The sequence below is a fragment of the Pseudomonas sp. S12(2018) genome (assembly GCF_024355235.1).
GTDB lineage: Bacteria > Pseudomonadota > Gammaproteobacteria > Pseudomonadales > Pseudomonadaceae > Aquipseudomonas > Aquipseudomonas palmensis.
In genome coordinates this window covers 237,996-256,200 of record NZ_QLAD01000007.1, presented here as the reverse complement: position 1 = coordinate 256,200, position 18,205 = coordinate 237,996, and the positions used below count along the sequence as shown (strand labels likewise).

Below are 18,205 nucleotides of genomic sequence, written 5' to 3'. Positions count from 1 at the left end.
GCTCCCACAAAAAGCCCGAGCGACCGGGACAATCGGTTCACAGAGCGATCAGAAATCCTTGCACAGGCGCAAGGCGTCGTAGATCGCCGCATGGGTGTTGCGCTGCGCCACGCAATCGCCGATCCGGTACAGCAGGTACCCCTCCCCCGGCTGGCTCAATATCGGCTGCGGCTCAATCGCGAACAGCGCCTCCACATCGATCTGGCCCTTGTTGCGCGAGCCCTCCTTGAGTGCGTAGTACAGGGTCTCGTCGGGGCGCACACCGTTCTCGATCACCACCTGGTCGACCACCCGCTCCTCCAGTGCCCCGGTGTATTCGTTCTCCAGCACTGCCACCAGCTTGTCGCCCTCGCGGTAGACCTTCTCCAGCATCAGGTCGCCGGTCATGATCACTTCCTTGGGGTACATGCTGCGGTAGTAGGTGGGGAACGAGGTGCCGCCAATCGCCACTCCCGGCTTGATATCGTCGGTGACGATCTCCACCTGGCTACCCTTGTCGGCCAGAAAATCCGCCACCGACATGCCGGTGAATTCGCAGATGGTGTCGTACACCAGCGCGGTCTTGCCCGGCGCCACCGTGCCGTCGAGCACGTCCCAGCTGCTGACCACCAGGCCCTCGGCCGCGCCCCAGTGCTCGTTCTGCTCGATGAACGGGTGCCCGCCCACCGCCAGCACCACCACGTCGGGGCGCAGGTCCATGAGGGTGTCGACGTCCGCCGCCGTACCCAGGCGCAGGTCGACCTTCAACCGCGCCAGCTCCAGCTGGTACCAGCGCGTGATGCCGGCGATCTGGTCGCGTTGCGGAGCCTTGGCGGCGATGCTGATCTGCCCGCCGATCGCCTCCTTCTTCTCGAACAGGGTCACGTCATGCCCGCGCTCGGCCGCCACCCGCGCCGCCTCCATGCCGGCCGGGCCGGCACCGACCACCACCACCTTGCGTCTGGGGCCGGTGGATTTCTCGATGATGTGCGGCACGCCCATGTATTCCCGCGAAGTGGCGGCGTTCTGGATGCACAGCACGTCCAGGCCCTGGTACTGGCGGTCGATGCAGTAGTTGGCGCCCACGCACTGCTTGATCTGGTCGATCTGGCCCATCTTGATCTTGGCGATCAGGTGCGGGTCGGCGATGTGCGCGCGAGTCATGCCGACCATGTCCACGTAGCCGCCCTCCAGAATGCGCGTGGCCTGGTTGGGGTCCTTGATGTTCTGCGCGTGCATCACCGGCACGCTCACCACCTCCTTGATGCCCGCCGCCAGGTGCAGGAACGGCTCGGGCGGGAAGCTCATGTTGGGGATCACGTTGGCCAGGGTGTTGTGGGTGTCGCAGCCCGAGCCGATCACGCCGAAGAAGTCCAGCATGCCGGTGGCGTCGTAGTACCTGGCGATTTCCTTCATGTCCTCGTGGCTGAGGCCATCGGGGTGGAACTCGTCGCCGCAGATGCGCATGCCCACGCAGAAGTCGGGGCCGACTTCCTCGCGCACCGCCTTGAGCACTTCCAGGCCGAAGCGCATGCGGTTCTCGAAGCTGCCGCCCCATTCATCGGTGCGCTTGTTGACCCGCGGGCTCCAGAACTGGTCGATCATGTGCTGGTGCACTGCCGACAGTTCCACCCCGTCCAGCCCGCCTTCCTTGGCGCGGCGCGCGGCCTGCGCGTAGTTGCCGATCACGCGCCAGATCTCCTCCGGCTCGATGGTCTTGCAGGTGGCGCGGTGCACCGGTTCGCGGATGCCCGAGGGCGACATCAGGGTCGGCCAGTGATAGCCGTCCCAGCGCGAGCGCCGGCCCATGTGGGTAATCTGGATCATGATCTTGGCGCCGTGCTTGTGCATGGCGTCGGCCAGGTTCTGGAAGTGCGGGATGATGCGGTCGGTGGCCAGGTTGACCGAAGCCCACCACTGCTGCGGGCTGTCGATGGCCACTACCGACGAACCGCCGCAGATGGCCAGACCGATGCCGCCCTTGGCCTTCTCTTCGTAGTACTTCACGTAGCGCTCGGTGGTCATGCCGCCGTCGGTGGCGTACACCTCGGCGTGTGCGGTGCTCAGTACCCGGTTGCGGATGGTCAGCTTGCCGATCTGCAGCGGCTGGAACATTGCTTCGAAAGCCATGGCGGGTTCCTCGACTTACAGGGGCTTGACGATGAACAGGCCGTCGTCGTGGCCGTGTTCCGAACCGCCGTAGACCTGCTCGGCGACCGTGCGAAGGGAGCTGCCGCGGGCCGCCAGGATCTGGTCCATGGCGCCGGCGAACCAGCCGGTGAACATGTAGTCGACCTTGCGCCCGACCTTGCCGTACACATAGACGAAGGCTGAGTGTTCGAGCCTGACGCTGGCGGTACCCCTGTCGAGGTCGATGTCCTGGATCGTGAACAGCCCCCAGCCGCGTTGCGACAGGCGCTTCATGTAGTGCTCGAACACCGCCACGCCCTGCAGGCCGTGGCATTCGGCCTCCTTCTCGCACCAGTGCCAGGCCGACTTGTAGCCGGCCTTGTACAGAATCTCGGCGTAGGCGTCGGCGCCCAACACCTCTTCAATGCCCATGTGGTTGTTGACGAAGAAATGTCGCGGCACGTACAGCATCGGCAGCGCGTCGCTGGTCCACACACCGGTTTCGCTGTCGACTTCGATGGGCAATTGCGGGGCGATCTTGGCCATGGAAACTGAACTCCATAAAAGAAAAAGGATGCGGCTGGGTGAGGCGTGGGGTTACTCGCCCCAGACGTCTTTCAGGACATTGACCCAGTTCTCGCCCATGATCTTGCGCACCACCCGCTCGGGGTGGCCGCGCTTGAGCAGGGTTTCGGTGAGGTTGGGAAATTCGCCCACGGTGCGGATGCCCAGCGGGTTGATGATCTTGCCGAAGCTGGTGAGGCGGCGCGCATAGCCCTTGTCGTGGGTCAGGTACTCGAAGAAGTCCTGGCCGTGGCCCTGGGTGAAGTCGGTGCCGATGCCGATGGCGTCTTCACCCACCAGGTTCATCGTGTATTCGATGGCCTCGGCGTAGTCGTCGATGGTCGCGTCGATACCCTTGGCCAGAAACGGCGCGAACATGGTCACGCCGACAAAGCCGCCATGGTCGGCGATGAACTTCAACTCGGCATCGGACTTGTTGCGCGGGTGCTCCTTGAGCCCGGAGGGCAGGCAGTGGGAATAGCACACCGGTTTTTTCGATTCGAGGATGACTTCCTCGCTGGTTCGGGAGCCGACGTGGGACAGGTCGCACATGACCCCCACGCGGTTCATCTCGGCGACGATTTCGCGACCGAAGCCGGACAACCCGCCGTCGCGCTCATAGCAGCCGGTACCCACCAGGTTCTGGGTGTTGTAGCACATCTGCACGATGCCCACGCCCAGCTGCTTGAAGATCTCCACGTAGCCGAGCTGGTCCTCGAAGGCATGGGCGTTCTGGAAGCCGAAGAGGATGCCGGTCTTGCCCTGCTCCTTGGCCTTGCGGATGTCGGCGGTGGTGCGTACCGGCAGTACCAGGTCGCTGTTTTCGCGAATCAGCTTCTGGCTGGCGACGATGCTGTTGATGGTGGCCTGAAAGCCCTCCCACACCGAGACAGTGCAGTTGGCGGCGGTGAGGCCGCCCTTGCGCATGTCCTCGAACAGCTCGCGGTTCCACTTGGCGATGATCAGCCCGTCGATAACGATGCTGTCTGCGTGCAATTCGGCCGGGCTCATCAGGCTGTCCCCTTGTATGACGTTGCGGCGCCGAATCGTCTGCCGGCGCTTTGGGGCCAGCATATGCCTAGGCGCCAGGTCGCCAGGATGCAAAAACGACAGGGGAATTGCCGAAAACGTCAAGGTGCGACAAAGGGCCCGGGCGGCACCCGCCGGGAAGGTGCCGAACAGTGCCGACCATTGCCCGCTCGCCATGCTGTTCTTTGCTACGGTGCTTTGCGAGAATCGCGGATCCTTTACGCGCACCCTGGTGGGAGACTCTGTAGATGAAATCGCTGGTATGGCTTGTGCTTGCGGCTGTGGCGCTGGGCGCACAGGCCGAGGAAAGTGACGCTCCCACCCCGTGCGACAACGTCGAGACGGCCCAGCAGAACTACGCCTGCGCCGCCTACAGCCGTACGGTCGCCGAACGCGAGCTGAACGCCGCCTTCGGCGACCTGCTCGAACGCATCAAGGAACAGTATGCCGGCCAGGGTGCGAAGATCACCGAACTGAGCAACCGCCTGAACGCCGCCCAGAACCTGTGGAAGCAAGTACGCGACGCCGACTGCAAGGTCGAGACCTTCGACAGCACACCGGGCAAGGAGTACGACACCGCACTGAACACCTGCCTGGCGCAACGCAGCGACGACCGCTCCGAATACCTGCAGTCCCTTGGCCTGCAAAACTCCGATTGAGGCACCCCATGAAAATCTGCGGCATCGAAATCAAGGGCAGCGAAGCCCTGCTGGCCGTGGCCAGCCTGGACGCCGGCCAGCCCGTGCACGTTGGCGTGGCCACCAAGAAGATCGGCCTGGAGGATGACGAGGATGCCGCCCAGGTAAAGGCATTCGCCGCACAGGTCAGAGCCTTTGTCAGCGAGCATGGCATCGGGCAACTGGCGATCAAGAAGCGCAGCAAGAAAGGCGACTTTGCCGGCGGCCCGACCACCTTCAAGATCGAGGGCGTGCTGCAGTTGCTGGACAACTGCACGGTGGAGCTGGTGTCGCCGCAGACCGTCAGCGCCCAGGCCAAGAAGCACAATCTCGAGCTGCCGGGAACGCTGAACAAGTATCAGCATGAGGCCTACAAGAGCGCCTGTGCGGCGCTGCTCAAGCGCGGCTGAGGGCGCCTGCGCACGTCACTGATCTAGCCAAAAACGACCTGTTCATAGGTATGCCGGCCATGCCCCTTGTCGCCACCGCGCAGCGCTCCCAGAATCGGGGCACCCTTCGCCTCGAACAAGGACAACCGCCATGATGCACGCCGATTTGATCGATCAGGACGACCTGCTGGGCCAACTGCGCGCCCTGGGCTTCGAGATGCCTGCCGGCGCTAGCGCCGAGCAGGCCTGCGAATGTGCGGTACGCGGCTTGAGCGCAGAACGCGCCCGGGCCCTGCGCGGCCTGGTGGAGCAGTTGTACACCGGCAGCGCGACGATCCTGCCGGCGGTGCGCCAGGCGATCGACAAGCAGTTGCTGCCGGCGCTGGCGAACCACAAAAGCCTTCACGGTTGACCCCTCGCGGGCCAAGCCCGCTCCCACAGGCGCTTCACTGCCCTTCAGAGCAGCGATGTACCGGTGGGAGCGGGCTTGACCCGCGATGCTGTCGGCCTGGTCTACAGCCTCACACTGGCAAACGTCGACTCATTGCGCGCCTGACTCAGCGCCGACATCGGCCCGGCCAGCGGCGACAGCACCAGCGCCTGCGGCAGCGGCATCATCGCCACCTGCTGGGCCGTGTTCGAGCCTACCCGCTCATCACGCGGCGGTATCCCGAAGTATTCCCGGTAGCACTTGGAAAAGTGCGGCGTGGACACGAACCCGCACACCGATGCCACCTCGATGATCGACATCGGCGTCTGCTTGAGCAGCTGCCGCGCACGAATCAGCCGCAGCTTCAGGTAATAGCGCGAAGGCGAACAATGCAGGTACTTCTGGAACAACCGCTCCAGCTGGCGCCGCGACACCGCCACGTACACCGCCAGTTCGTCCAGGTCGATCGGTTCTTCGAGGTTGGCCTCCATCAGCGCCACGATTTCCTGCAGCTTGGGCTGGTTGGTACCGAGCATGTGCTTGAGCGGCACGCGCTGGTGGTCCTGCTCGTTGCGGATGCGCTCGTACACGAACATCTCCGAGATCGCCGCCGACAGCTCGCGGCCATGATCGCGGCTGATCAGGTGCAGCATCATGTCCAGCGGCGCGGTGCCGCCCGAGCTGGTGAAGCGGTTGCGGTCCAGGGTAAACAGGCGCGTGCTCATGCTCACCCGCGGGAAGGCCTCCTGCATCGCGGCCAGGCACTCCCAGTGCACGCTGCAATCGAAGCCATCGAGCAGCCCCGCACAGGCCAGCGCCCAGCTGCCGGTACACACCGCCCCCAGCCGACGCGACTGGCGGGCCTGGCTCTGCAGCCAGGTCACATGTTCACGGGTCACGGTGCGCTGGATGCCGATGCCGCCACACACGATCACGGTGTCCATCGCCGGCGCCGCATGCATCGCCGAATCAGGAGTGATCTGCAGGCCGTCGCTGGCCCACACCTGACCGCCATCCACGCTCAGTGTGCTCCAGCGATACAGCTCGCGACCCGACAACTGGTTGGCCATGCGCAGCGGCTCGACCGCGGAGGCCAGGGAGATCAGCGTGAAGTTGTCCAGCAGCAGGAAACCGATGGATTGGGGGGTGCGGTTCTGGTTTGGGGTTGCGGAGTTGTACGACGTCATCGCGATCTCTCCTCACACAATGCAGGGTGTGCCTCAGGCTCGGGCTTTTTGTCATGGCCCCGGTTCGATTGCAGGGGCTTTGCCAAACCCAACGCAAATGCCATGCCCAAACTTGAATACGCATTCAACAACACCTGAAAACGACATCGCGATGTGTCTAGTTCGCCCACGCCCGCAGGGTCGCTTTTAAACGCAAAAGGCCGGGCCAAAGCCTGTCTGTAGTCCCGTTGTGAAATTGGGTAGCACTTGTGGGAAGGATGCCCAGAAACGACAACGCGCGGTGTCACCGCGCGTGCTGGAAGGGGTGGCGTGGCCAGTGAATCGCCATCGGCCGGGGCGCGCCAAAACGCAGCGCACGCTCAAAGCGATGGGCCAAAACGGCGCAGCCACGCCTCAGCATTCGATGGCGTTCACCGCCAGCCCGCCGCGAGAGGTTTCCTTGTACTTGTCGTGCATGTCGGCGCCGGTGTCGCGCATGGTGCGGATCACCCGGTCGAGGGAGATGAAGTGCTCGCCGTCACCGCGCAAGGCCATTTGCGCGGCGTTGATCGCCTTGACCGCGGCAATCGCGTTGCGCTCGATGCACGGCACCTGCACCAGCCCGCCAACCGGATCGCAGGTCAGCCCCAGGTTGTGTTCCAGGCCGATCTCGGCGGCGTTCTCCAGTTGCGCCGGGGTGGCCCCGAGCACTTCGGCCAGGCCCGCCGCCGCCATTGCGCAGGCCGAGCCGACCTCGCCCTGGCAGCCGACTTCGGCGCCGGAGATCGACGCGTTCTTCTTGCACAGGATGCCCACCGCCGCCGCGCCCAGAAAGAAGTCCACCACGCTGGCTTCGCTGACCTCGTCGCTGAAGCGCATGTAGTAGTGCAGCACCGCCGGGATGATGCCTGCCGCGCCGTTGGTGGGGGCGGTGACCATGCGCCCGCCTGCGGCGTTTTCCTCGTTGACCGCCAGCGCATACAGGTTGACCCACTCCATGGCACTGAGGGTGGAGCCGATCACGTTGGGCTTGCCCAGTTCCTGCAGGCTGCGGTGCAGGCGTGCCGCGCGGCGGCGCACATTGAGCCCGCCCGGCAGGATGCCCTCGTGGCGCAGGCCGTTTTCGACACAGGCCTGCATGGCCCGCCACAGGGTCATGAGCCCGGCACGGATTTCAGCCTCGCTGCGCCACACCTTTTCGTTCTCCAGCATCAGTTGCGACACGCGCAGGTCGTGCTGCCGGCACAAATCCAGCAGTTCCACGGCACTGTTGAAGTCGTAGGGCAGCACAGTGGTGTCGGCGTCCAGCACACCGCTGGCCGCCTGCGCCGCGTCCACCACGAAGCCGCCGCCCACCGAGTAGTAGGTATCGCGGTGCAGCTCGCCCTGCTCGCCCTCGGCGATCAGGGTCAGGGCATTGGGGTGGTACGGCAGGTTCTCGTCCAGCAGGCGCATGTCGCGGGCCCAGACGAAGCCGACCGGCCAGCGTCCGTCCAGCAGCAGGCTGTCGGTTTCGCGCAGCGTGGCGATGCGCGGGGCGATCTGCGCCGGGTCGATGGCGTCCGGCCATTCGCCCATCAGGCCCATGATCACCGCGTTGTCACTGCCGTGACCGATGCCGGTGGCCGACAGCGAGCCGTACAGGCGCACCTCGATACGCCGCACCCGGGCCAGCAGGTTGCGCTCGCGCAGCCCCTGCACGAACAGCGCTGCGGCGCGCATCGGGCCGACGGTGTGCGAGCTTGAAGGGCCGACACCGATCTTGAACAGGTCGAACACACTGATGGCCATGCCGCGTACCTCTGGCTGCTACGCTGAAAAGGCGGCAATCCGCCGGTTTCGCGCATCATCAGGCTTTTGTCAGCGACCACGACGTCTGCAACCGACGCGCTCTTGTCCAGCAGCGCCGCCCGTTGCCAGGGCAGGACCTGCGCCGTTTTTTTGCGGTGCACATGCGCCAGAACCGCGTTTTTCGAGGCCGACGACACTGTAAGCGACCTCATTGGCACTGGATGCGACCCTGCCTGTACTGGATACGACGCACCCGGTAGGCGTTTGATTTTCGCTGTTAGATGATCGGTACCGACTCGATTGCACGGCCCCTGTCCCGTGGGACATCCGAAAAAAACCAGGAGTCCACCATGAAAGGTTCACCCCCGCTGTTGCTGGCCGCGCTGCTGAGCCTGCCGGCGCTGGCCCAGGCCGTGGAGCCCGAGCAGTGCCACACCGTCAACTTCTCCGACGTCGGCTGGACCGACATCACCGTGACCACTGCAGTCACCAGTGCGGTGCTCCAAGCGCTCGGCTACAAGACCCGCACCACCATGATCTCGGTACCGGTGACCTACAAGTCGCTGGCCGACGGCAAGAACATGGACGTGTTCCTCGGCAACTGGATGCCGACCATGGAAAACGACATCAAGCTGTACCGCGATGCCGGCACCGTCGAGACCGTGCGTGCCAACCTGGAGAATGCCAAGTACACCCTGGCCGTGCCCCAGGCGCTGTATGACAAGGGCCTGAAGAACTTCGCCGACATCGCGAAATTCAAGAAGGAGCTGGACGGCAAGATCTACGGCATCGAGCCGGGCAACGACGGCAATCGCACCATCCAGAGCATGATCGACAAGAATGCCTTCGGCTTGAAGGACGCCGGCTTCAAGGTAGTGGAGTCAAGCGAGGCCGGCATGCTCGCGCAAGTCGACCGTGCCCAGCGCCGTGGCACCGACGTGGTGTTCCTCGGCTGGGAACCGCACCCGATGAACACGCGCTTCAAGATGAAATACCTCGAAGGCGGCGACGACTTCTTCGGCCCCGACTACGGCAAGGCCACCGTGCTCACCAACACACGCAAGGGCTACAGCCAGGAGTGCAGCAACGTCGGCCAGTTGCTCAAGAACCTCTCCTTCACCCTGGACATGGAAAGCACCCTGATGGGCAAGGTGCTCGACGACAAGGTCAAGCCCGACGTCGCCGCCAAGACCTGGCTCAAGCAGAACCCGCAGGTGCTCGACACCTGGCTGGCCGGCGTGACCACCGTGGATGGCAAACCGGGCCTGGAGGCGGCCAAGGCCAAGCTGACGCAGTAAGCACGCCCCGCGCCGGGGGGCGATTGCCCGGCGCGGGTTGTTTCCAATCCCTTGCAGGTGGACGCTCGCTATCATGCTGATCGATCAAAAAATACCCCTGGGCCAGCACATCGCGGCCTTCGTCGAGTGGTTGACGCAACACGGCGCCAACTACTTCGACGCCTTCGCCGAGGCGCTGGAGTTCATGATTCACGGGGTGACCGGGGCGCTGACCTGGTTCAACCCATTCGTCCTGATTGCCCTGGTGGCCCTGATCGCTCACCTGATCCAGCGCAAATGGGCGCTCACCGTATTCTGCGCGCTGTCGTTCCTGCTGATTCTCAACCTCGGCTACTGGCAGGAAACCATGGAAACCCTGGCCCAGGTGCTGTTCGCCACCTTCGTGTGCGTGGCCATCGGCGTGCCGCTGGGCATCCTGGCGGCACACAAGCCGATGTTCTACACCGCCATGCGCCCGGTACTCGACCTGATGCAGACGGTGCCCACGTTCGTGTACCTGATCCCGACCCTGACCCTGTTCGGCCTGGGCGTGGTGCCGGGGCTGATCTCGACGGTGGTGTTCGCGATTGCCGCGCCCATCCGCCTGACCTACCTGGGCATCCGCGACGTGCCGCAGGAACTGCTGGATGCCGGCAAGGCGTTCGGCTGCTCGCGGCGCCAGCTGCTCTCGCGCATCGAGCTGCCGCATGCCATGCCCAGCATCGCGGCGGGGGTCACCCAGTGCATCATGCTGTCGCTGTCGATGGTGGTGATCGCCGCGCTGGTGGGCGCCGACGGTCTGGGCAAACCGGTGGTCAACGCACTCAACACCGCCGATATCGCGCTGGGCTTCGAGGCGGGGCTGGCGATCGTGCTGCTGGCGATCATGCTCGACCGTATCTGCAAGCAACCGGACGCACCGGCAAGGAGTGAAGCATGAGCATCATTCGCTTCGAAGAGGTCGACGTGATCTTCTCGCGCCACCCGCGTGAGGCGCTCAGCCTGCTGGACCAGGGCCTCACGCGTGAACAGATCCTGAAGAAGACCGGCCTGGTGGTCGGCGTCGAGAAAGCCAGCCTGGACATCAACAAGGGCGAGATCTGCGTGCTGATGGGCCTGTCGGGTTCAGGCAAGTCGAGCCTGCTGCGCTGCATCAACGGCCTGAACACGGTGAGCCGCGGCAAGCTGTTCGTCGAGCATGAAGGCGCACAGATCGACATTGCCCACTGCACCCCGGCCGAGCTGAAGATGATGCGCACCCAGCGTATCGCCATGGTGTTCCAGAAGTTCGCCCTGATGCCCTGGCTGACGGTACGCGAGAACATCAGTTTCGGCCTGGAGATGCAGGGCCGGCCCGAGAAGGAGCGGCGCAAGCTGGTGGACGAGAAGCTCGAGCTGGTGGGCCTGACCCAGTGGCGCAACAAGAAGCCCGACGAGCTGTCGGGCGGCATGCAGCAGCGCGTGGGCCTGGCCCGGGCGCTGGCGATGGACGCCGACATCCTGCTGATGGACGAACCGTTCTCGGCGCTCGACCCGCTGATCCGCCAGGGCCTGCAGGACGAGCTGCTTGAGCTGCAACGCAAGCTGGCCAAGACCATCGTGTTCGTCAGCCATGACCTGGACGAGGCCCTAAAGCTCGGCAGCCGCATCGCGATCATGAAGGACGGGCGCATCATCCAGTACAGCAAGCCCGAGGAGATCGTGCTCAACCCGGCGGACGAGTATGTGCGTACCTTCGTCGCGCATACCAACCCGCTCAACGTGCTGTGCGGGCGCAGCCTGATGCGCACACTGGACAAGTGCAAGCGCATCAACGGTTCGGTATGCCTGGACCCGGGTGGTGATTCTTGGCTGGACCTGGCCGAGGGCAACACCATCAGGGGCGCGCGCCAGGGCGTCAACGGCATGGCCTTGCAGAACTGGGCGCCGGGTGAGGCCGTGGAGGGGCTGGAGCGCAAGCCGACGCTGGTGAATGCCAATATCGGTATGCGCGAGGCGTTGCAGATTCGGTATCAGACGGGGAACAAGCTGGTGTTGCAGGAAGGGAATCAGGTGGTGGGGATATTGGGCGACAGCGAGTTGTATCACGCGTTGTTGGGCAAGAATCTGGGGTGACCTCACGGGCCTCTTCGCTGGCAAGCCAGCTTCCACAGGGGTTTTGCGGGCGCTGGCCTTGCCGGCGAACGGGCCCACATAGCCCCTACAAAAAAAGGCCCTGCCGTCACCGGCAGGGCCCTTCTTCATTCAGCTATCTGCCATCAGCTGTACACACGCCCCAGCAACTGGCGATGGCTCTCGAACTGATCCAGCACGTCGCGGGTGATCTGCTCGACGGTAAAGCCCATCAGGTCGTACTCCTGGCTGCCGTTGTGCAGGTACACCTCGGCCCGGTAGTAACGCTGGCGCACGTCGCCTTCACCCTGCGCCGGCGCTTCGCTCGGCGCCGCCAGGTAGCCGTCCAGGCTCACTTCGTAGACGAACGGGTTGCCCTCCTCCATCTCGATCCGCAAGCCCATCGCCTCGCGCGACTGGCCGACGCGGCTCTGCACCTGCAGGCCCATGCCCTGCAACTGCACCGCCGCCTCTTTCAGCGCCGGGCTCACCTGCTTGTCCATGAAGCGCTGCACCATCGCCTGGGTCGGCTGCAGGTCCAGCTGGGTGAGGCGCTCGCTGAAGCCGCGACGGCCACGCGCCGCCAGTTCGGCCTGCTCCTGCTCGACCTGGGTGTCCTGCTTCATGGCCTTGAACAGGCCGAACATGAACACCACCAGCACCACCGAGAACGGCAGCCCGGCCAGTACCACCATGGTCTGCATGGCCTGGAAGTTGCCCACCAGCAACAGCCCGATGGTCACCAGGGTGATGATCGCCGACCACAGGATACGCAGCCAGTGCGGCGCATCCTCGTCCACGTCGCCGCCCTTGCACGACAGGTTGGCCATCATCACCGCGCCCGAGTCAGCCGGGGTGAGGAACAGCACGAAGCCGACGAACACCGCCACACCAACCACGATCTTGGCCGCCGGGAAGTGCTCCAGCAGTTGGTAGATCGACATCGCCGGTTGTTCCACCGCCGTGCGCCCAAGCTCCACCGCACCGTGGTTGATCACCAGGTCCAGCGCGGTGTTGCCGAAGATCGACAGCCACGCCAGGGTAAAGCCCAGCGGAATCAGCAGCACGCCGGCCACCAGCTCGCGCACGGTGCGGCCACGGGAGATACGCGCGATGAACATGCCCACGAACGGGGCCCAGGAAATCCACCAGGCCCAGTAGAACAGGGTCCACAGGCCCAGCCAGCCTTCGGACCTGGCGTTGTTGCCTTCGTACACGTAGAGGTCGAAGGTCTTGAGGATCACGCCGTTGAGGTAGTCGCCGATGTTCTGCACGAAACCGTTGAGCAGGTGCAGGGTGTCACCGAACAGCAGCACGAACAGCAGCAGGCCGCTGAACAGCAGGATGTTCAGGTTGGACAGGCGGCGAATGCCGTTCTCCACGCCCGACACCGCCGCGATCGTGGCCACGGTGCTCATCACCAGGATCACCATCAGCAGGTTGGTGTTGCTGTGCTGCATGCCGAACAGGTACTCCAGGCCCGAGGACACCTGCATCGCACCGATGCCCAGGTTGGTCACCAGGCCCAGCAGGGTCACGAACATGCCGAAGATGTCCACGGTGTGCCCGGCAGCCCCCTTGACCCAGCGCTCACCCACCAGCGGGTACAGCGCCGAACGCAAGGCCAGTGGCTGGTTGTGGCGGTAGGCGAAGTAGGCCACGGCCAGGCCCACCAGCGCATAGATCGCCCAGCCGTGCAGGCCCCAGTGCAGGAAGGTCAGCTGCATGCCCTGGCGTGCGGCCTCCAGGCTGGCCGGCGCACCGGCAGGCGGGTTGAAGTAGTGGTCCAGCGGTTCGGACGCGCCAAAGTACAGCAGCGAGATACCGATACCGGAGGAGAACAGCATGCCGGCCCAGGCACCGTAGCTGAAGTCGGGCTTGTCGTCCTTGCCGCCAAGCTTGAGCTTGCCGTAGGAGGAAAACGCCAGCCCGATGACGAACAGCAGGTAGCCGCCGATCACCAGCATGTAGTACCAGCCGAAGCTGCGCGACAGCCAGGCTTGGGCCTGGCCGAGAATTTGACCGGCCGTGTCCGGGGCGGCGATCAGCAAGGCAGTCAACAACAGGATCAGCAGCGCCGTGGTGTAGAACACCACGCTGTTGACCCGGACCCTCTCGGCAGGGGTCTTTATCAGGGAGGCAGAACTCATTGCACAGATGCTCCAGGCAGTGCGAGAGAAAACACGAAACGACCCGTCACCCGCGCAATTGGTGCAATAGCCCCACTGCGTCAGGTGTTATAAAAGCACCTTGAAAAACCGTGATCCCAAACCGATTGCGTTGAAAAAAACAGAAAAAGGGTCCCGATCCGAGGGCCCGCCGAACGGTGCGACACCGCTGGGCAATTCTGATCAACGTTTCGTTTAAACCCGTGCACGCCTTGCATTACGGGGGTTACACGTCTTTTTAGGGTGCCAATCGGCGTCAGTGACGGGCCACAAAAACCTGTCAATGGCGCGAATTGTCGCAGAGCTTATTCTTTGTTGATTGAACGTTCAATCAAAACAAAATAGACTGGTCTTCGCCGAGTCAGCCGCCTGTCGTCTGCCCGAAGGCCTGAGGAGATTTGCCAGATGCCCAAGGTCGGTATGCAACCCATTCGCCGCCAGCAGTTGATCGAAGCCACGTTGATGGCGGTAGACCAGGTCGGCATGGGGGACGCCAGCATTGCGCTGATCGCCCGTTTGGCCGGTGTGTCGAACGGCATCATCAGTCACTACTTCCAGGACAAGAACGGCCTGATCGCAGCGACCATGCGGTACTTGATGAACGTGCTGATCGACAACGTCGCGGCACGTCGCCAGGCGCTCACGGAGGACACCCCGCGCGCCCACCTGAAGGTGATCGTCGAGGGCAACTTCGACGCCAGTCAGGTCAACGGCCCGGCAATGAAAACCTGGTTGGCCTTCTGGGCCGCCAGCATGCACCAGCCGTCTTTGCACCGGTTGCAGCGGATCAACGATCACCGCTTGTATTCCAACCTGTGCTGCCAGTTCCGCCGTGTGTTGCCGCTGCCCGAAGCCCGCAGCGCGGCCCGCGGGCTGGCTGCCCTGATCGACGGGCTGTGGCTGCGCGGCGCGCTGTCGGGAGATGCCTTCGATACCGACCAGGCGCAGCAGATCGCTTACGAATACATGGATTCACAACTGGCTAAACAGAGCAGCCCGGCTCTACAGGACCCGGCCTCTGAACCACTGCGCGTCGCGAGTGCCAAACAAGCAGGAGCACAGCGCGGATAGCCGACACACACTGCACTTGCGAGGACACTATGGCCCGTTTCGAAACGCAAAAACTCTACATTGACGGTGGTTATGTCGACGCTTCCAGCGGCGCCACCTTCGACGCCATCAACCCGGCCAACGGCGAAGTCCTCGCCCAGGTGCAACGTGCCAACCAGGCCGACGTGGAGCGCGCAGTGGAAAGCGCCGAGCGTGGCCAGAAAGTCTGGGCGGCCATGACCGCCATGCAGCGTTCGCGCATCCTGCGCCGCGCCGTCGACATCCTGCGCGAGCGCAACGACGAGCTGGCTGCACTGGAAACCCTGGACACCGGCAAGTCCTACTCCGAAACCCGCTACGTCGACATCGTCACCGGTGCCGACGTGCTCGAATACTACGCAGGCCTGGTGCCGGCCATCGAAGGCGAGCAGATCCCGCTGCGCGACAGCTCGTTCGTGTACACCCGTCGCGAGCCGCTGGGCGTGACCGTGGGTATCGGCGCCTGGAACTACCCGATCCAGATCGCCCTGTGGAAATCCGCCCCGGCCCTGGCCGCCGGCAACGCGATGATCTTCAAGCCCTCGGAAGTCACTTCGCTGACCACCCTGAAACTGGCCGAGATCTACACCGAGGCCGGCCTGCCGGACGGCGTGTTCAACGTACTGACCGGCAGCGGCCGCGACGTCGGCACCTACCTCACCGAACACCCGCGCATCGAGAAGGTCTCGTTCACCGGCGGCACCGCCACCGGCAAGAAGGTCATGGCCAGCGCCTCGAGCTCCTCGCTCAAGGAAGTCACCATGGAGCTGGGCGGCAAGTCGCCGCTGATCATCTGTGAAGACGCCGACCTGGACCGCGCCGCCGACATCGCGATGATGGCCAACTTCTACAGCTCGGGCCAGGTGTGCACCAACGGCACCCGCGTGTTCATCCCGGCCTCGCTCAAAGCCGCCTTCGAAGCCAAGATCGCCGAGCGCGTGGCGCGCATCCGCATCGGCAACCCGCAGGACGAGAACACCAACTTCGGCCCGCTGGTCAGCTTCGCCCACATGGAAAGCGTGCTGGGCTACATCGCCAAGGGCAAGCAAGAAGGTGCCCGCGTACTGTGTGGCGGCGAGCGCCTGACCGACGGCGAGTTCGCCAAGGGCGCCTTCGTGGCCCCGACCGTCTTCACCGACTGCCGTGACGACATGACCATCGTCAAGGAAGAGATCTTCGGCCCGGTGATGAGCATCCTCTCCTACGAGACCGAAGAAGAAGTCATCCGTCGCGCCAACGACACCGACTACGGCCTGGCCGCCGGTGTCTGCACCAACGACATCAGCCGCGCGCACCGCATCATCCATCAGCTGGAAGCGGGCATCTGCTGGATCAACGCCTGGGGCGAATCGCCGGCCGAGATGCCGGTCGGTGGCTACAAGCAATCCGGTGTCGGCCGTGAAAACGGTGTCAGCTCGCTGGCCCAGTACACGCGGATCAAGTCGGTACAGGTCGAGCTGGGCAACTACGCCTCGGTGTTCTAAGCACCCGTGTAGCCGCGCCCGGGCCGCCAGGTCCGGGCGCCTCCCCCGCTCCCCTGCTCACTGCCTATGAGGGTACGCAACATGTCCCACGTTTTTGACTACATCATCGTCGGGGCCGGCTCGGCCGGTAACACCCTGGCGACCCGCCTGACCGAAGACGAAGGCGTCACCGTATTGCTGCTGGAAGCCGGCGGCCCGGACTACCGCTTCGACTTCCGCACCCAGATGCCGGCCGCACTGGCCTTCCCGTTGCAGGGCCGACGCTACAACTGGGCCTACGAGACCGACCCGGAGCCGCACATGGACGGCCGCCGCATGGAATGTGGCCGCGGCAAGGGCCTGGGCGGCTCCTCGCTGATCAACGGCATGTGCTACATCCGCGGCAACGCCATGGACTACGACGGCTGGGCCAAGCTGCCAGGCCTGGAAGACTGGTCTTACCTGGACTGCCTGCCGTATTTCCGCAAGGCCGAAACCCGTGACATCGGCCCCAACGACTACCATGGCGGCGAAGGCCCGGTGAGCGTCACCACGCCAAAAGCCGGCAACAACCCACTGTTCCACGCCATGGTCGAAGCCGGCGTGCAGGCCGGTTACCCGCGCACCGAAGACCTGAACGGCTACCAGCAGGAAGGTTTCGGCCCGATGGACCGTACCGTGACGCCCAAGGGCCGTCGCGCCAGCACCGCCCGCGGCTACCTGGACACCGCCAAGAAACGCTCGACCCTGACCATCGTCACCCATGCCCTGAGCGACCGCGTGCTGTTCGAAGGCAAGCGCGCCGTGGGCGTGACCTACCTGGTGGGCGCCAGCGAAGAGCGCGTCGAAGCCCGTGCCCGCAAGGAAGTCATCGTGTGCAGCGGCGCCATCGCCTCGCCACAGTTGCTGCAGCGCTCCGGCGTGGGCCCGGCGGCCCTGCTCGAAAGCCTGAACATCCCTGTGGTGCACGACCTGCCGGGCGTGGGCGAGAACCTGCAGGATCACCTCGAACTGTACCTGCAGTACGCCTGCACCCAGCCGGTGTCGCTGTATCCGTCGCTGCTCTGGTACAACCAGCCGGCCATCGGTGCACAGTGGCTGTTCGCGGGCACCGGCATCGGCGCCAGCAACCAGTTCGAGGCCGGCGGCTTCATCCGCTCGCGCCCGGAATTCGAATGGCCGAACATCCAGTACCACTTCCTGCCGGTGGCGATCAATTACAACGGCAGCAACGGCGTGCAGGAACACGGCTTCCAGGCGCACATGGGCTCGATGCGTTCGCCTAGCCGCGGGCGTATCCAGCTCAAGTCCAAGGACCCGCGCCAGCACCCGAGCATCCTGTTCAACTACATGGCCACCGAGCAGGACTGGCAGGAGTTCCGTGACGGTATCCGCCTGACCCGCGAGATCATGGCGCAGCCGGCGCTGGACGCCTACCGTGGCCGCGAGATCAGCCCCGGTGCCGACGTGCAGACCGACGAGCAGCTGGACACATTCATCCGCGAGCACGCCGAGACCGCGTTCCACCCATCGTGCTCGTGCAAGATGGGCATCGACGAGATGGCGGTGGTCGACGGCCAGGGCCGCGTGCATGGCATGCAGGGCCTGCGCGTGGTGGATGCCTCGATCATGCCGATCATCACCACCGGCAACCTGAACGCGCCGACGATCATGATGGCCGAGAAGATCGCCGACAAGATCCGTGGCCGCCAGCCATTGCCGCGCAGCACGGCCAAGTACTATGTGGCCAATGGTGCACCGGTGAAGGGCAAGCCGATGCGTGAGGTGCCGCAGGCTTAAGACCCTGCTACCCCCATCGCGGGTCAAGCCCGCTCCCACAGAGACCAATGTGATCCTTGTGGGAGCGGGCTTGACCCGCGATGGGGGCGGTACATTCACAGCAGATCAAGCACCCCTGCGGTGCTTTTTTTGTGCCCGCGA

General features: G+C 64.3%; 15 protein-coding genes. 9 read left to right on the top strand and 6 right to left on the bottom strand.

The window, feature by feature from the left end; all coding sequences use genetic code 11:
* Positions 1 to 48 precede the first annotated feature (48 nt).
* The 3 genes from dgcA to DN388_RS18275 are packed head-to-tail and all read right to left on the bottom strand — an operon-like array spanning position 49 to position 3,684.
* Positions 49 to 2,109: a dimethylglycine demethylation protein DgcA gene (dgcA, locus tag DN388_RS18285; protein WP_255001489.1), complete on the bottom strand. Its 2,061-nt coding sequence runs from the start codon at positions 2,107 to 2,109 to the stop codon at positions 49 to 51.
* 15 nt (positions 2,110 to 2,124) lie between these two features.
* Positions 2,125 to 2,655 (bottom strand): 4-vinyl reductase, encoded by a 531-nt coding sequence (locus DN388_RS18280; RefSeq protein ID WP_043860358.1) that lies wholly within the window; start codon positions 2,653 to 2,655, stop codon positions 2,125 to 2,127.
* A 51-nt stretch (positions 2,656 to 2,706) separates the two neighbouring features.
* Positions 2,707 to 3,684 carry a dipeptidase gene (locus DN388_RS18275; protein ID WP_043860376.1) on the bottom strand — a complete coding sequence of 326 codons (978 nt, stop codon included), beginning with the start codon at positions 3,682 to 3,684 and terminating at the stop codon, positions 2,707 to 2,709.
* Positions 3,685 to 3,950: 266 nt separating this feature from the next.
* Here DN388_RS18275 and DN388_RS18270 point away from each other — a divergent pair, with 266 nt between their 5' ends.
* From DN388_RS18270 to DN388_RS18260, 3 genes are all read left to right on the top strand, one after another.
* On the top strand, positions 3,951 to 4,361 hold the full coding sequence (locus tag DN388_RS18270) for a lysozyme inhibitor LprI family protein (protein ID WP_255001487.1): 411 nt from the start codon (positions 3,951 to 3,953) through the stop codon (positions 4,359 to 4,361).
* A gap of 8 nt (positions 4,362 to 4,369) precedes the next feature.
* A complete protein-coding gene (locus DN388_RS18265; RefSeq protein ID WP_043860360.1) occupies positions 4,370 to 4,789 on the top strand; it encodes a DUF3010 family protein in 420 nt (139 codons plus the stop codon).
* Between the two features lie 130 nt (positions 4,790 to 4,919).
* A complete protein-coding gene (locus DN388_RS18260) occupies positions 4,920 to 5,180 on the top strand; it encodes a hypothetical protein (RefSeq protein ID WP_043860361.1) in 261 nt (86 codons plus the stop codon).
* A 101-nt stretch (positions 5,181 to 5,281) separates the two neighbouring features.
* Here DN388_RS18260 and DN388_RS18255 read toward each other — a convergent pair whose 3' ends face one another.
* Both DN388_RS18255 and DN388_RS18250 read right to left on the bottom strand, forming a co-directional pair.
* Positions 5,282 to 6,385, bottom strand: coding sequence for a GlxA family transcriptional regulator (locus DN388_RS18255; RefSeq protein ID WP_043860362.1), 1,104 nt, complete (start codon positions 6,383 to 6,385; stop codon positions 5,282 to 5,284).
* Positions 6,386 to 6,778: 393 nt separating this feature from the next.
* On the bottom strand, positions 6,779 to 8,155 hold the full coding sequence (locus tag DN388_RS18250; RefSeq protein ID WP_054916697.1) for an L-serine ammonia-lyase: 1,377 nt from the start codon (positions 8,153 to 8,155) through the stop codon (positions 6,779 to 6,781).
* A 350-nt stretch (positions 8,156 to 8,505) separates the two neighbouring features.
* Here DN388_RS18250 and DN388_RS18245 point away from each other — a divergent pair, with 350 nt between their 5' ends.
* The 3 genes from DN388_RS18245 (at position 8,506) to choV (ending at position 11,547) form a co-directional block, all read left to right on the top strand.
* Positions 8,506 to 9,453, top strand: a complete 948-nt coding sequence (locus tag DN388_RS18245; protein ID WP_255001484.1) for a choline ABC transporter substrate-binding protein — start codon at positions 8,506 to 8,508, stop codon at positions 9,451 to 9,453.
* Between the two features lie 70 nt (positions 9,454 to 9,523).
* Positions 9,524 to 10,372, top strand: coding sequence for a choline ABC transporter permease subunit (choW, locus tag DN388_RS18240; RefSeq protein ID WP_173925098.1), 849 nt, complete (start codon positions 9,524 to 9,526; stop codon positions 10,370 to 10,372).
* On the top strand, positions 10,369 to 11,547 hold the full coding sequence (gene choV, locus DN388_RS18235; protein ID WP_043860366.1) for a choline ABC transporter ATP-binding protein: 1,179 nt from the start codon (positions 10,369 to 10,371) through the stop codon (positions 11,545 to 11,547). Before choW ends, choV begins: the two co-directional genes overlap by 4 nt.
* 143 nt (positions 11,548 to 11,690) lie before the next feature.
* On the opposite strand, the gene betT is transcribed toward choV, so the two are convergent.
* On the bottom strand, positions 11,691 to 13,694 hold the full coding sequence (betT, locus tag DN388_RS18230) for a choline BCCT transporter BetT (RefSeq protein WP_054915558.1): 2,004 nt from the start codon (positions 13,692 to 13,694) through the stop codon (positions 11,691 to 11,693).
* Between the two features lie 423 nt (positions 13,695 to 14,117).
* Here betT and betI point away from each other — a divergent pair, with 423 nt between their 5' ends.
* The 3 genes from betI to betA all read left to right on the top strand — a co-directional run bounded on the left by betI (position 14,118) and on the right by betA (position 18,064).
* Positions 14,118 to 14,783, top strand: coding sequence for a transcriptional regulator BetI (gene betI / locus DN388_RS18225; RefSeq protein ID WP_043860369.1), 666 nt, complete (start codon positions 14,118 to 14,120; stop codon positions 14,781 to 14,783).
* Between the two features lie 29 nt (positions 14,784 to 14,812).
* Positions 14,813 to 16,285: a betaine-aldehyde dehydrogenase gene (gene betB, locus DN388_RS18220; protein WP_043860370.1), complete on the top strand. Its 1,473-nt coding sequence runs from the start codon at positions 14,813 to 14,815 to the stop codon at positions 16,283 to 16,285.
* 81 nt (positions 16,286 to 16,366) lie between these two features.
* The gene (gene betA / locus DN388_RS18215) at positions 16,367 to 18,064 is read left to right on the top strand and encodes a choline dehydrogenase (protein ID WP_043860371.1); all 1,698 of its coding nucleotides are present in this window, start codon (positions 16,367 to 16,369) and stop codon (positions 18,062 to 18,064) included.
* Positions 18,065 to 18,205 lie beyond the last annotated feature (141 nt).